The following is a 14,051-nucleotide window of genomic DNA, read 5'->3' as shown; positions in this document are numbered from 1 at the left end:
CATGTCATTCAATTTGAAATTGTAGTAATTATAACTTATTGAATTTTAATTAATTTTGATCAGTAACTTTTAAATTTATATTATTCAGCATTTCGTCGAGCACTTCATCCCATGTGAAAATTGGAGCCAAGAGACCCTTTTTTTCATAATTAATTGCTGAAGAGAACGCATTAATAGCAGTCTTTATAGAATTATAAGAATAAAAGCCTGGGCTAGCTGAAGAAGCAAATTCAGGTGCAACTACAGGAAGGTTGCAATATTTATACTGAAGTATCTTCAAGCTAGATTGCGAAAGATACTCACAGTTCGGTGCATTTCTATATGGCGCAAGTGCGATATTTGCATGCTTCATATAGGGAACGATATCATCAAATTTACATTCACCATGTTCAACGACGTTAGGTAATTGAAGTTTCAGCTTTGCGTAACGCCCAAAGAGATGAAATTGCCAATCAGGATATGCTTCAGCAAGACTTGTCACCAACGCTTCGTCAAACAACATATCCCCGACTGAGATAGCATTCATAGATGCAGAATATGGGTTGGGCAACATATTCGAATCAAAAGCAATCTTGCTGATACCTTGTGGGATATATTTCACCGAGATGCGGGTTACATCTTTGAAATCATTTAGCATGACTTCGGCTGGCACACGTATAAAGTCCAGCCAAGCCTTGGCTGCATGTTCTACCTCAATGACATACGGGTGTGCTCCAACTGTTTTCAGGCGATCAGAAGCCTCGTAAATGACTTTTACATTTTTATTGAGCTTTTTGATAAAAGGGATCATCGCTAGCCCAATCCCACTTTCAACGATCACCACGTCTGATGCGGCGATTCTCTGATAGTTACTTTGGCCAAATTGCTGCGGAATTAACCTGAAGAGTGGTGTAAGTATGCAATTGAGCGCTGGTTTATTCAGAATTGGATGCACCCAGCTGACCCAGTTATAAACACTCAGCTTGCTAGAAATGCTGAGCCACGTGTTTTTTATCTCTGGCAGCGGTCTTTTGAAGAAGGGAAACAGATAGCTTTTACCAACTGATACATAATCCACCTCATGACCATTTTCAACCAGATAATCTGCCCAATAATGGAAACCAACCTTGCGTTTGGCATCATATTCGTGGGCAACAATCAATGTCACTTTCATACTTGTGTTACTTTCCCGATTTCAGCCACAGCAAGTTCATAGCCGTTGTTTTTAAGGTAGCCAATTGTCAGAGCATGGGTTTGAGGCTTGCCCTGGGCTTTAATCGCCTTGAAGGCTGCTCTCATTTGTGCGATGGCCGCATCATGCCGCACCTCAGCCCAAGATAAGTTGCCACACCCTTTAAACTCATGGTTATCTGTCACTACCGGCACCAGCGCGCTTTCAACTAGGTAAGCATTTTGGCTATTGCAAAAATCCATGTTGCCCGACCAGTTGGTAGTAATCACTGGGGTATTCAATAGTAATGCCTCTGCCAGAGTAAGGCCGAAGCCCTCTGAGCGATGAAAGGAAGCATACAGATCGGAGGTCTGCGTGAGCCCCAAAATATCTGCCCTATCCCACGACTCATCAATAAGCCTGATTCGCTGATCGTCTCCTATCAGTTCGTTGATGTGTGTTTTTTCATCGCCACTGCCTGAGTTTGACTTCAGCACCAGCATCACATCTTCATTTTGATTGAATGCCTGTTTAAAGCAAGTAATCAGACTTTGCGGGTTTTTTCTCTCAAGCGCAGAGCCAAAACTGAAAATGCTTGAAATCAAAAAAGTCGATGCAGGGATATTCAGCCTGGCTCTGATATCTTCATTTGCGCCCTTCAAGTTATAACTCACTGGATGCGGCACTGTGATTACAGGTTTACTAGTGTGCTTGCGGATGGCGCGACTGGTAAATTCTGAGGGTGTCATTACTGCGTTCATATATTTAAGCGCTGCTTGCCATTCCGCTGGAATATCCTCCAGTTCCCAGGCCCAGTAGCCGATGTTATAACTTTGCTTATAAGCTTTAAAACCCAGTGAGAATATAGCCGGAGGCAGCATTGGCGGGTTTAAATGAAAAATTCTGATGCTGGGCTTGTCGTTGCCATGATAGAAACCATCCAACGGCCATGAAAACGCAGCAGTTTTTCTATAAACAGCTTCAACAGAAGTGCATTTGACTTTAAAGCCCGAATCTCTCAGGGACAATGCACATAATCTCGCAGACTCACCAATCCCACTGTAGCTTTCAAAAAAACCAATGATCTCTATCACTTTCTCATTATCAAACTCAAAGTGAGCATTACTCACTGGAATTATCTTTTGAAGCAATAGTGAGCGAATGGATCTGTATACGAACCTTACAAACTTACCTATCAAAAAACACCTCAACTAACTCTATTAATTCATTACTTTTAAAGTGTCAGATAGCTCTCTCGACCTAGTTCTGAATGGCTTTTCGACATATTGATACAGTAGATGACTAATCAAAAAAATCAGTGCTAGGCTTATTAAGCTTTCCAACTCTAAATACTTTGCCTTTGAATTCACTTTAACCCTTAGCTATATTGTTCTTTTTGATTAATAGTGTACCTAATAAAAACCATGCAATAGGGACCCATTTAAACGAGAAAATTGAATCTCCGCTGATTGCAAGGTTTGCAGCAACTAGTACGCCAAATAAACTTTTAAAAATCCTGCCTTCATTAGTCGCCATATTTAAACGACAAAAACTAAACCACATGATTAGTGGCAATGTTAGACCTGTGAAATGAATCAAATAGGCATAGCCTTGGTCAACGAACATGCTGTAATGATAGTTAGAAAGTCCAAAAAATTCACTCGCCTTGAAATTAAGTATGTAGTATCCAGTAGTGCCGAGGCGTGTTTTAAAGTCATCCATATTTATTGGGGTATATAGATAAAAACAAAATAAAAGTATTAAAAATGGGCTTAAATATGAAGTAATTTCCAAGGCTTTGAGAGGCAATAAAAACCGTAAGATCAACAAAATGGTAATGAGTGTAGATGCAAATCTGGAGTCAGCCAAAACCGCCACAGCAAAGGCTGCTGCAATAAAAAATAGACCAGACTTGATATCTTTTTTAGATAGTCCCCAACATGCGATAAGCACACCAAAATTTCCCATATTGACTGTTTCTAGAAATACAGAAGATGTACGGTGATCACCTAAGAATGGAAGCAAATGTCTACCACCCCAACGCGTACCATTCATAGAAAAACCACCTTGTGAATATTCAATTGCTATATCAGAGGCTCTGCCAGTAGCTACTTGGTATTCAATCACATTAAAAAATATTCGATAAACTGCGGGTAGAATAAATTCAACCAACCCAACAGCTATGACTATATATGTGAAATACTTTAACAATTGGTCAGGGGATATTTTGTTGTTGTATTGAGCCCCTAACCAAATAATCAAGATTGGTATCATCAGGTTGCGTATTGTCTTGGGGTCAAAGTGTTGTTGAAATATGACTAAAAGAAAGGCATTGGCGAATACGAGAACCAATAAACTCAGCATCTTTAGAGAAATTGGCCCCCGGATGAAAAAAGCCACTACTCCGGTCAGTAAAACAATTTCCGTCAACATCAAAAGTGATGGAGTGATCCTAAAAAAATGTGTATTTACAAAACAGAAAAACGCCTGATATAGAAGTGCCGAAAACAACAATAAAATTGCATAATTTGAGAGTGCATCCGAAGAGGCACTCTCATGTTGTTTAAGGTTATATTTCAAACGAAAGCTGCGCATATTTTTTTCAAATAAATGGTTGTTCTTGGTAATTATTTATCTACCAAGTAGTTTTTGATAATGCCAAACTGCGGTGTCTTTTCAGCATCCAGGCTTTGAATATTGAACATATAGTTTCCCCACCATTTTCCAGCCGCCCAATAAGTCCAACCTATCCAAACATTCTGGTTTTGTTTCAAATACTTCAAGGTATTATCTAATGCTTTAAGGCAAACGGGGTCAGCTGATGCACCAAATTCCCCAAGGAATGCACGCTGCCCATTCTCATTTAACCATTTGGTAGCCTTTTCGAGTCGTACAACCCCCACATCTCCACTTACGCAGGTGGAATGAGTGCCGCTTGAGTCACTATCGAAATACTGGTGCATATCAAAGGCATAGTTATTTTCCGGATCTTTGATTGTTTTCAAGGCTTCAGCGTTTCCGCTACCGATCCATGAATGTGCGCCAGTCCAATTTGTACCCGGGACTAGGATAAGCTGTTTTGCACCCGTAGAACGAATTGCATCAATGGCAACTTGCGCTTGCGATGCCCATTCAGATGATTTTTGTTTAAAAGGTTCATTCATCAAGTTGAATATGACGTTAGGTGAGTCCTTGTATCTTTCTGCAAGCCTTTTCCAAAAATCACCGAAGCTAGCCATTGGCACAGCTTCTGAACCAATCAAATTTCCTTGATAACTCCCATAATTATGCGGATCCAAAACTATTTTAATATTGTTCTTTTTTGCTGCTTCTATGACAATATCTAAATACTTAACCTCATTGTTATTTAGAGGCTTATTAAGCTCTAGTTGCATACGCGACCATGTAAATGGTACTCGAATAACGGTAAAACCGGCATTTGCAAAACGCGTAATTTCATCCGCGCTTGGCCAAATATATTCGTGGCCGTGTCGGCCCGGAATCTTTCCTTCATTTAACTCTGCGCCAGAGATATTCACGCCAACTAGTTGTTGCGTTTCTTCCGCGTAAGCGTTGTTAACACTCAATGCACTTATTAGGCAAGTTACCAAAACTGATCGCAATATCATCACTTTTCTCCAATCGCATTGTGGTATTCACGCAGGTACTTTTGGGCAACGTTAGCCCATGCGTAAATGGTTACAGAAGTAATAATGCTTTTTTTATCAATCATTCGTGATTGATGTAGTTGCATTACTTTTTCTGACAACTGAAAAGGATTGTTAGTTTTAATATTGATACCAATATTTGTTTGATTGACCAGTTTTTCAAATGGCGGGATAGCACTAAGCACTGGATATAAGCCGGCACTCATTGCTTCAATGGGTGCAATACCGAATCCTTCATGCTTGGATAAGCAAATATAGTAGCTCGCCTGCCCAATCTGCTCACTTATTTGTTGATTTGTCGGGTTATTCAACACATGGATTCGCTCATCGACCCCTTGTTTTTTTGCGTAGTCTTTTAAATCAGCTTCCGATAGGTCATATGCACGGCCGCAAATAATCAGCCGCCAGGGTTGCGTTGAATCTTGCGATTTGAGCGCCGCAATGACATCAATTGCTTCGTACAGCCCCTTATTGACGGACCAGCGACCAAAGTATATTAAAACGGGCTGCAACGTTTCTGAAGCGGCATTATTAAACTTTTGAATATCTACGCCATTTTCAATCACGCATAATTTTTTGCTTTTGATAATGGCCGAGAATATGTCGCCATCGTTATCGCTGCAGCCAATCACTTTTTTATAAGCAATTGAAGAAAGTCTGGTGATGGTATGGAAATAGATTTTCTTCAGTCTGGATGCAAACCCGGTATGAAAAAAGCCACCGTGCGTAGAAACGACCAGCGGTTTGCCGTGAATCAACCGGGTTAAGGCCAAAAAGTCATAAAAGAAATCGATGGCATGCACATGCACTAAATCTGCCTGCTTCAAATGCTTTAAAACAGAAAAGGCAATCGGGTAGCGATCAGAGCCAAAATATGGAATGCGGATGACCTGCACGCCTTCAATGATTTCCTCAGCAGGCAGCGTTTGGTCAGCTTTTTTAAATACCCTGTCTAGTGTGATGATATAAGGTTGCAAACCTTGTTGCAGTTGCTCCTGCACCAGGTTGCGTACCACTTCTTCCAAACCGCCCAATGACGGTAAATATTGTCTGACCACATGTGCAACGCGCATCACTAGTTTGCTTTCCCTTGCTTGGTTGCGCTTTTATTCTTTAGGCACAAATATAAAAAATAGACGATATCTACGGTATATCGCTTAACTAGCCGTTTAGGCTCCAGCAACATGCGGAATAGCCACTCCAACCTGTATTGACGCACCCATTCTGGTGCCCGAGGCTTATTCCCGGCCAGGAACACAAACAAAGCCCCTACACCCATGAAAAGCTTGGCGTTCAACGCCTGGTAATGGTCAAGTATCCAGGTTTCTTGTAATGGGTTACCCATGCCGACCAGTACGACATCCGCACCGGAAGCATTGATTTTATCTATCAACTGCGGATTTTTAATATCTTCAAATCCATCGCTAGCCCCTACAATTTTTTGCCCTAGCGTATGAGTAAAATAAAAAGCCGCTTTTTCTAGATCCGGCGTTGTGCTGCCGATCAGGTAAATTTTATGCTGTAAGTTGCCCTCGAAATAAAACGGCGTGAAATCTGTGCCATTCAGGTTGTCTTTAAACCTTTGTCCATGCACTAACCAGCTTGCAATATCAACACCAATGCCGTCATTCACAATCATTACATCCGGGCTATGCAAGCGCGAGACAATCGCTTGAGCCTTTACAATTAAATTGGTGTTAGCAAAAAACAGCAGTGTTTTCCTACCCTCACCCACTCTCTGCATAATGGTATTTTTGAGGGTATCTCTCGTGATATTAAGTACAGGAATGTGGGACAAATTCAGCATTTTTATAGCGCTACCAACCTTGATTTAAAAGCTTACAGCGACGATATTTCAATTAGCATCATCGTTGTTTGAATAAACTGTACATAGTGATTAGCTAAAAAGTACCGTCTTTAACTCCCAATAAACGCTCTCTGGCATCCGGAGCAATTTTATTCATTAAGTCAGTCACAAATTGCTGCTGTACTGAGTATTCATCATCAATGTTATCGCCTATGGTGGACACCCTGAATAACAAGCCATCGGGCACAACACCGGTTAATCCGTAACGTATACGCTCTAGCCGCCATTGAATAGGGTTGACCGCCACCTTATTACCGATTGTCACCCAATAAGTGACAGGCTCTTGCCTTGAACCTTTAACCGCTACCATTTTCCGGACCGTAAAACTTCCAAAATCTGTACTAAATGGCGAGTCATGGCTTTTTTCAACATAAAAACCTTGAGCGGTGTAACAAATCTCAGGTTTATGCACCTGCAACATGTCATTTTGATCGCCGCCATAGGCAATCGCCAGCATGACCCGCTGCCCTTTGCTATTAATGTATGAGCGTGATAATGATTGCAAATAAACTTTATTCACGCTTTCGGCCACGCTAGGATCCACTAACAAGCCATTGGAGGCTTCATCCTCTTTCCAGTCGCCAAACTGCTGAGGAATCATGGCCTCCAGATTGAACTGCTGTTTTTGTTCAGACATTCTTTCGTTAGGCCTTAATGCAAAAGCAGTTATCGAAAGAATCACCATGATCAAGGCCAAGTAAAGACTTAACGGGTGGAATTTAGGCAGTGTTTTAACTAAGTTCATGAGGTTTCTTACGTTTATCTAGCCACCATTGGATGGTATGGTCTACTGCCAAAATCAGGATCAAGGCCACCGTAAATAATACGATGCCGGCGAAGCCATGAATAAAGCCTTGACCAACCTCGTTACCGAAATAATAAGTGATCAGCGTTAAACTGGTGACTCGGATGACATTGGCCGTAAATGAAATGGGCACAATCAGCGTTGCCAGAATCAGGTTTCTTGCAAGCGAATCATGCCTTACCAGGTTTAAATACAGCAGGCCTAATGCTTCTAACGAGATCAGCGTATTCATCCCGGCACAGGCATCCGCGACCATTAACTGGTATTGCCCGATTTGAAGAATCACGCCATCACGTGCAATCGGGTAACCCAAATGAAACAACAGGTTATCAACCACATATGACACTGCGATTTTCATTGGCAATGTAATCGCTGCCAGAAATGCCCCTGGAATCGGTAGCAGGAAAATCATAAAGAAGATCGGAAAAGCAATCACTCTCAAGAATTTGTTGCCATAAGCCATCAGCACCAAACCGATGACAATTGGTATCTGTGAGCCTAAGTCGAGAATCAAAATATCCTGTGAACGACCGATCACATAACAAAATGCACCAATCGCAAAAAGAATGCCGCCAATAATGGGCGATTTTTTAGACTCTTCGAGAACAGCATATAGCTCTTCTTTTCTTGTCCACACCAGGTAGCCAATCAAAAATAGGATGATGGGGCCGTGGGATTGATCATCTGTTGCCCATAGGGTCTCACTGGTGTGCAAATAAGTCGGCACATACATCACCAATAAGCCAATCAGTATAGGTAAGAAATACTGAATGGCTTTTTGGTTTATCTCAGATATGTTCATAACGGCTGCTTCGCAGTTCTCTAAAACTCGTTAAGGACTGAGCCTACAATGCGAACAGACGCCAGGTTTAACTGATCACGTAAGTTCTCAACATGCACGACTTCTGTTGCATCTTTCTTACTAACGATCAGCGCGCCTTGGCTACGTAGAGCCACCGCTTGTGCATCAGAGCAGGATTCAGTCGATGCGTTATCTATAATAATCACATCAAATGCTTCACTGAGTTGATTCAATAATTGTGTGAAGCGGATATTATTCAACAACTCTTGCGGGTTAGGTGGAATAGTACCTGCGCCTAAAATCGTCAAATCAAGTAATGCGTCAATTCTTGAAAATGCATGCTGAAAATCCGCACGGCCAATTAACACATCTGACAAGCCGTGCTTCAATGTCAGGTTAAACAGCTGATGTTGCTTTGGGTTACGCAAGTTCGCATCAATCAATAAGGTCTTTTGGCCCAGCTGGGAGAATACGATTGCCAGGTTGGCAGCAAGGTAGCTAGCACCGGCTCCTGTTGAAGCTGGAATCACAGCCAGCGCTTTATGCCCTTCGCTGAACCAACGCAGGATCAATTGACTACGCAAAGCCCTGAGTGCTTCTACTTGATGCGAGTAAGGAGAGTAAGCCGCGATGAGATCTTTACTGAATAAAGTCTGATTTTCAGACAGGTAAGGATACTCAAATTGCAATGCCAAAGCGTGTTGAATATCAGAGTCATCCAGCAGGCCAAGTTTCTTGGCCGCCTCACCAAACTTTAATCCATCCTCGTTCTGAAGACGCAGAATTTCATTTAAAGATTCGACGCTTAGCTTTCCCATATCGACTAGTACTTTGCCGATAATGTCAAAGCGTTGAGACCGTTGCAAACTTAGGTTTTGATTGTCTACCATACTTATACTTTCTATGCGGAAGGCAATAATTTATTACTGCGGGTAAATCTGGTCAGTAATCGTTTATTTTTCTTACTGTTGCTGATGACAAATACGGGTGCATCGAGCAAATCAACCAGATCTTGTGTCGCACGTACTTTTCTATTCAGTAACTCAGCAAGCATTGCAAACAAAAGCCCCAGGAAAATACCTGCCAGCACCGAGAAGAATGTGTTCATGAAAATTCTTGGCTTGGAAGGGCTAAAAGGAGGGCTGGCAGTATCAAGCAATGCAATATTGCCTTGGTCCGACTGCCCTTCGATGCTGTTTTGTCCATATAATTTGCTCGCATTTTCCATAGCTGCTTGCGCACTCATGACGTCATTTTGCAAACTCATCATCTCGCCACGTGTGTGGTTCAAAGTTAATACTTTCTGCTTTTGCTGCTCAACTTGTTGTTTGAGCACGGCTACGCGTTCTTTAGTGATACTGGCTGTGCCGCCAAGATTGCTCGCTACCTTTGTAATCTCGTCTGCAAGCTGTCGTTTCAGTTTATCAATTTGAGATGTCAATGAGATGTATTGCGGGTGGTTTTTGCTCACTGTCTCGGAAATACTCGCCAGGCTTGCTTCTGCCTTAGACAGTTCCATCTTCAGATTTTGTACCAAGCCACTCTGCGCAACATCTGGTGAATCAGATGCATTTTGTGTGACATCGTGAAAACGGGAATTCGCTTCTACCAATTGCGCCTGCGCCATACTGAGTTGCGCTGACATTTCACTGAGTCTTGAGGACTCAACATCTATCCGGTCATCATTACTTGTCAGACCATGTTCTTTCTGAAAGGAAGTGAATTTTGATTGCGCTTTTCCAAGATTGTCGCGCAACGCTTGTACCTGTTGATTTAAATAGGTAGCAGCTTTCTGTGCGGGCTCAGTTTTCAGTTTGATACTTTTTTCGATGTAAACATCGGTGAAAGTGTTAGCTATCAATGCAGCAAACTGCGGGTCAGCAGCCGAATAAGTAATTTCAATCACATTACTTTTCGTATAAACAACATTCAATTTCCCAGCTAATGCCCTTGCTAGCCAGAGGCTAATTTCACCTTGGCCGCCATTACTGTTCCTAAACCGCTCTTGAACGTTTGGATTGTTTGCCAACCCCAAACGGTTAACAACCTCCAACGCTACAGTGTCACTCTGTAAAACCTGTAATTGGGTAGCCATATAGCTATCCGTCATCTGAGCACCTAAAGAAACTCCCGTTACCGGATCAACTACTTTGTTATTTAGAAGCACCTTCGTAGAGGCTGTGTATTCCTTAGGACTGAGAATATTGAAAATAACAGTGATCAATACCACAGTAAAAAAGGTAATCAATATGATTTTGCGGCGTGCAGCCAATATGGCCAATAATTGTGAAAATGTCATTCTGTCTACCCCTTAAAGCAAGCTTTCCTCAACAAACAAGACATCTTCATCTTGCAAAGTACCATTCAGTTCAGGTTTAAGTTTAATCACTTCCCCTGCAGCATTTTTTCTATGCAGCTTAACGGAACGCTGTGTGCCTCGAACACTTAACCCACCCGCTTTGGCAATGGCTTGCATGATGGTCATGTGTTTATCAATTTTATACATGCCCGGGCGCTGTACTTCACCGTAGATATAAATCTGTGGTGCGACTGGCACATAAATCACATCACCAGGATTTACCTGTTTATTGATATCTGAAGATGGTGCACGAAAAAGTTGGTCAATATTGATCTCTTCAGTGACCGGCGTGCCTGAAACGTTAGTGGTATAAAATAAGGTTTCGCCGGCTGCTTCCGTCGGGCCGCCAGCTTGCGCGATAAAATCACTAAGTTTACGCAGACCACCCTGTATGCCGAATTTACCTGGGCGTGCCAGCTGACCAACAATAGCAACATCACGCATGCCTACATAAATGGTTTCACCGCCTTTAAGAATAATGTCTGCAGATTTAACTTGTTGATTGATGATTTCATGCAAATCATACTCAGAGCGTTTATCTCCTTTAACAACAGTGATCACTTCGGAGCCATCGGATGTTATGCCACCAGCCTCGGCAATTAGATCTTTCACGTCTGATGGGCGAGTAATGGGGTAACGACCTGGCTTTAATACGCCACCCAGTATCGATACAGACTTGCTCATAAACTCAAGCACAAGCACCGACACCTGTGGGTTCGCAATAAAGCCACCTTTTTTAAGCTGCTCTGCAATACGCTTTTCTGTTTCAATGGTGGTTAAGCCGCCAACTTTCACTTCACCAACCAATGGTAATGTGAGGACGCCATCTTCAGACACCCGGGTTTCACGCAACAGATCAGCATCGCCATAGACAGTGACCCTGACATAATCACCAGCGCCAAGCGTGTATTCAGCATGTGATATCAGGCTGAATATCGACAAGATAAAAGCTAACAGGTACTTCATTGATCTAGACATAGATGTGTTCACTTTAATAAAGATGAGAAATTAAAAATCGACAACCTTTAGGGCTTGGTTAAAGGGGGGTTGACAGTATGTGAATGCGATTTATTCGCTAAAGCCATTTCGCTATCTAAAATTTTAATGGTAGATAGCTTTCTTAGCCGAGTAACTTCGCTAGTTATAAACTTTTGTTTTTTATCTTCAGATAACACTTTGGCAGCATAGTTCTTAGCTTCATCGGCACTCATCGGGTTTTCTGTAATGTTTGTAATAGATTTTACGATGACTTTATGACTGTCATGCGTAAACAATAAATTGCCTACAGAGGCAGTTTTCAGCTTATCTGCCCAGATTGACGGCAATGTATCCATCGAAAAACTGCTGGAAACAAGGTTATATTTAATATGCCTGGATTCTAAAATAGCTCGTAAAGAATCAATATCAGTCGCTGAAGACTGTAATGATGTCAGGTCTATTAAAGCGCGATCGTAATTAAACACGATGTCTTGTGTAGAGAAAACTTTGCGATGTGCACATGTTTCCGGATGTGCTTCAATATATTGACTTATGTCACCGTCAGTCGGCGGTGATGATTTTGAAATTCTATTTGCCAGATATGCTTGCGCATAAATTTGCGCCTTGGCTGAATTAACCGCTTCTACTACTTCAGGCGCCCTATCCAAATTCAGCTTGCTGGCTTCTTGCACTAACAATTGACGATCAATTATTTTAGTTAAAAGCTGGTCTTTGACCTTAATATCCACTTCATTATCTAGATGCGCTCTATTTATCTCGGCATTGAATTGATTCAGGGAGATTTCATCTCCATTCACTTTGGCTAATGCCTTGGAGCTATTAAGAGAAGCATTACTATTTATATCACTACAGCCACTTAAAAGCGTCACGAATGCTAAAAATGAAATATTCTTTTTATCTAGATTTATTTTTATAGTCTGCATGCGATGCTTCAGCCACTTAAATTCTAAAATCAACGCTCACACTGGTGAGCGTATCATCGAAGTCAAATTGGGCTAAGGTTGAATCACGATTGGATTTTGTGCTTCTTAGTGAAAAACCAATGTTCTTTATCGGTCGCCAACTAATACTCGCACCATAAGCATGTTCTTTGTCAACTCTGCCACTGGTATCAAACCGGCCACGACCTTCAAAGTCTCGTTCGGAGAGACTGAAATAAGTACTTGCTTGAATTTTTGCACTAATTTCATAACTCAACGACGCATTTAATGAGTCCGTAGTGGTGTATGTACTATTATCCGTTTCAAAAGCACCAAAACCTCGTGCTATGCCAACAGTGGATCTTAATTTCCCAGTCCACTCTAACTCATGGTTAAGACTTCCGATTATTCCATTGTAATCACGCAATGAAAAATTATCGTTCTCTTTTTCTACATAACCAATTTTTCCCCTGAGATTGCTTTTCCCCTCATCAGTGGCTAAAAATTCAAGGTCATATTGATAAGTTGTAAAACCAGTATCAAATTGTAGAACGGTATTTAACGGCCGGCCGGTTACGGAGCCTTGTTTTCTATGGCCCATAAATGCAATGTAACTTTTTGAAGGAAAGTTATAGCGGACTCCGTAATCCAATCCTACTTGTTCATTACTAGCAATCGCGTTAAATGCGCGACTATTTTCGGAGGTTAATTCAGAGTAACCGATAATTAAGCTGAGCACTTGGTGCGGTGAGTATTCAGCTCGAAAAACATTCTCTTTAGTCGTAATCAAATTTCTAGTTGGTGTTTGTATGTCCCTAAAGTTTATTTGACGTTCCGATCTTGAGGACGACAAAACACCAGTCAAATTTGGAGTTAAAGACCAATTCCATGCGGCATCATAGTTAGTAGCTGCATAATCAAGGAAATCATTTTCTTGATATTTATTGTCTATGTAAGTGACGTTAGCCATGAAACGCTGAAGTGCATAAGCCTTATTGAACCGTACACCCAGGGTTGAAATCGTAGCTTGATCTGAAACTTCGTTCGTACTGCGCCTGAAGAGGTTGTTATCGTAGGTTTTATTGACGTCTGCAATGAATTGCAACGTATCCAGCTCATCTGCAAATGTCAGGCCTGGAATCACATTGAAAAAACAGCAACACCAAAGAAGTTTGCGCGTGAATAATGCTACTTTTCTATTTTTATATCTTGAAGGCATGAGCCACCCTGAGTTTAAAAGGCCATTTACGCCAATATGTATTCTACTATTAAAAACCAAAGCGATGCAGTAAAACAAGAACTATTCTCAAGCCTTGCTTTATTTAACTTTCAGGCATGAAAGGCGAGTAATCATGCTTGTTTATGATGACATTTTTTTGACAGGTTACCATGTAAATTTAACTTCAGCAGCCACCCTAAAGAACGATTGCTTTATTGTATGATTGGTGCAAATATCATAGATGCGTTAAAATCGTCGTAAA

General features: G+C 41.5%; 13 protein-coding genes. All 13 read right to left on the bottom strand.

Annotation, left to right across the window (positions count from 1 at the left end):
• Positions 1 to 49 precede the first annotated feature (49 nt).
• Positions 50 to 1,153, bottom strand: a complete 1,104-nt coding sequence (locus tag ACTS9Y_RS13205; protein ID WP_442586392.1) for a GumK N-terminal domain-containing glycosyltransferase — start codon at positions 1,151 to 1,153, stop codon at positions 50 to 52.
• Positions 1,150 to 2,280: a glycosyltransferase family 4 protein gene (locus ACTS9Y_RS13200; RefSeq protein WP_442586391.1), complete on the bottom strand. Its 1,131-nt coding sequence runs from the start codon at positions 2,278 to 2,280 to the stop codon at positions 1,150 to 1,152. Before ACTS9Y_RS13200 ends, ACTS9Y_RS13205 begins: the two co-directional genes overlap by 4 nt.
• Positions 2,281 to 2,521: 241 nt before the next feature.
• Positions 2,522 to 3,745, bottom strand: a complete 1,224-nt coding sequence (locus ACTS9Y_RS13195) for a hypothetical protein (protein ID WP_442586390.1) — start codon at positions 3,743 to 3,745, stop codon at positions 2,522 to 2,524.
• A 32-nt stretch (positions 3,746 to 3,777) separates the two neighbouring features.
• On the bottom strand, positions 3,778 to 4,737 hold the full coding sequence (locus tag ACTS9Y_RS13190; protein ID WP_442586389.1) for a glycoside hydrolase family 5 protein: 960 nt from the start codon (positions 4,735 to 4,737) through the stop codon (positions 3,778 to 3,780).
• Between the two features lie 41 nt (positions 4,738 to 4,778).
• Entirely contained in the window at positions 4,779 to 5,891 is a 1,113-nt protein-coding gene (locus tag ACTS9Y_RS13185; protein WP_442586388.1) for a glycosyltransferase family 4 protein, read from the bottom strand.
• Positions 5,892 to 5,893: 2 nt separating this feature from the next.
• Positions 5,894 to 6,625, bottom strand: coding sequence for a WecB/TagA/CpsF family glycosyltransferase (locus ACTS9Y_RS13180; RefSeq protein ID WP_442586387.1), 732 nt, complete (start codon positions 6,623 to 6,625; stop codon positions 5,894 to 5,896).
• Positions 6,626 to 6,719: 94 nt separating this feature from the next.
• Positions 6,720 to 7,430 carry an exosortase-associated protein EpsI, B-type gene (gene epsI / locus ACTS9Y_RS13175; RefSeq protein WP_442586386.1) on the bottom strand — a complete coding sequence of 237 codons (711 nt, stop codon included), beginning with the start codon at positions 7,428 to 7,430 and terminating at the stop codon, positions 6,720 to 6,722.
• Positions 7,417 to 8,292 carry an exosortase B gene (gene xrtB / locus ACTS9Y_RS13170; RefSeq protein ID WP_442586385.1) on the bottom strand — a complete coding sequence of 292 codons (876 nt, stop codon included), beginning with the start codon at positions 8,290 to 8,292 and terminating at the stop codon, positions 7,417 to 7,419. Before xrtB ends, epsI begins: the two co-directional genes overlap by 14 nt.
• 20 nt (positions 8,293 to 8,312) lie before the next feature.
• On the bottom strand, positions 8,313 to 9,182 hold the full coding sequence (epsG, locus tag ACTS9Y_RS13165; protein ID WP_442586384.1) for a chain length determinant protein tyrosine kinase EpsG: 870 nt from the start codon (positions 9,180 to 9,182) through the stop codon (positions 8,313 to 8,315).
• Between the two features lie 11 nt (positions 9,183 to 9,193).
• The gene (epsF, locus tag ACTS9Y_RS13160; RefSeq protein WP_442586383.1) at positions 9,194 to 10,591 is read right to left on the bottom strand and encodes a chain length determinant protein EpsF; all 1,398 of its coding nucleotides are present in this window, start codon (positions 10,589 to 10,591) and stop codon (positions 9,194 to 9,196) included.
• A gap of 12 nt (positions 10,592 to 10,603) precedes the next feature.
• Positions 10,604 to 11,617, bottom strand: a complete 1,014-nt coding sequence (locus ACTS9Y_RS13155; protein ID WP_442586951.1) for an SLBB domain-containing protein — start codon at positions 11,615 to 11,617, stop codon at positions 10,604 to 10,606.
• 59 nt (positions 11,618 to 11,676) lie between these two features.
• Complete coding sequence (locus tag ACTS9Y_RS13150) at positions 11,677 to 12,573, bottom strand: EpsD family peptidyl-prolyl cis-trans isomerase (protein ID WP_442586382.1); 897 nt, start codon at positions 12,571 to 12,573, stop codon at positions 11,677 to 11,679.
• A 16-nt stretch (positions 12,574 to 12,589) separates the two neighbouring features.
• Positions 12,590 to 13,789, bottom strand: coding sequence for an XrtB/PEP-CTERM-associated polysaccharide biosynthesis outer membrane protein EpsL (gene epsL / locus ACTS9Y_RS13145; protein ID WP_442586381.1), 1,200 nt, complete (start codon positions 13,787 to 13,789; stop codon positions 12,590 to 12,592).
• Between the last annotated feature and the right edge of the window lie 262 nt (positions 13,790 to 14,051).

The sequence above is a fragment of the Methylophilus sp. genome (assembly GCF_052173275.1).
In the GTDB taxonomy this organism is placed as follows: Bacteria; Pseudomonadota; Gammaproteobacteria; order Burkholderiales; family Methylophilaceae; genus Methylophilus.
The sequence above is the reverse complement of the archived record's forward strand: the minus strand, read 5'-3'. Positions and strand labels throughout refer to the sequence as shown.

Bases quoted from the DNA above. Each gene is read 5' to 3' on its own strand.
- ACTS9Y_RS13205 (WP_442586392.1), bottom strand. From the start codon at position 1,153: ATGAAAGTGACATTGATTGTTGCCCACGAATATGATGCCAAACGCAAG.
- ACTS9Y_RS13195 (WP_442586390.1), bottom strand. From the start codon at position 3,745: ATGCGCAGCTTTCGTTTGAAATATAACCTTAAACAACATGAGAGTGCC.
- ACTS9Y_RS13185 (WP_442586388.1), bottom strand. From the start codon at position 5,891: ATGCGCGTTGCACATGTGGTCAGACAATATTTACCGTCATTGGGCGGT.
- ACTS9Y_RS13180 (WP_442586387.1), bottom strand. From the start codon at position 6,625: ATGCTGAATTTGTCCCACATTCCTGTACTTAATATCACGAGAGATACC.
- epsI (WP_442586386.1), bottom strand. From the start codon at position 7,430: ATGAACTTAGTTAAAACACTGCCTAAATTCCACCCGTTAAGTCTTTAC.
- xrtB (WP_442586385.1), bottom strand. From the start codon at position 8,292: ATGAACATATCTGAGATAAACCAAAAAGCCATTCAGTATTTCTTACCT.
- epsG (WP_442586384.1), bottom strand. From the start codon at position 9,182: ATGGTAGACAATCAAAACCTAAGTTTGCAACGGTCTCAACGCTTTGAC.
- epsF (WP_442586383.1), bottom strand. From the start codon at position 10,591: ATGACATTTTCACAATTATTGGCCATATTGGCTGCACGCCGCAAAATC.
- ACTS9Y_RS13155 (WP_442586951.1), bottom strand. From the start codon at position 11,617: ATGAAGTACCTGTTAGCTTTTATCTTGTCGATATTCAGCCTGATATCA.
- ACTS9Y_RS13150 (WP_442586382.1), bottom strand. From the start codon at position 12,573: ATGCAGACTATAAAAATAAATCTAGATAAAAAGAATATTTCATTTTTA.
- epsL (WP_442586381.1), bottom strand. From the start codon at position 13,789: ATGCCTTCAAGATATAAAAATAGAAAAGTAGCATTATTCACGCGCAAA.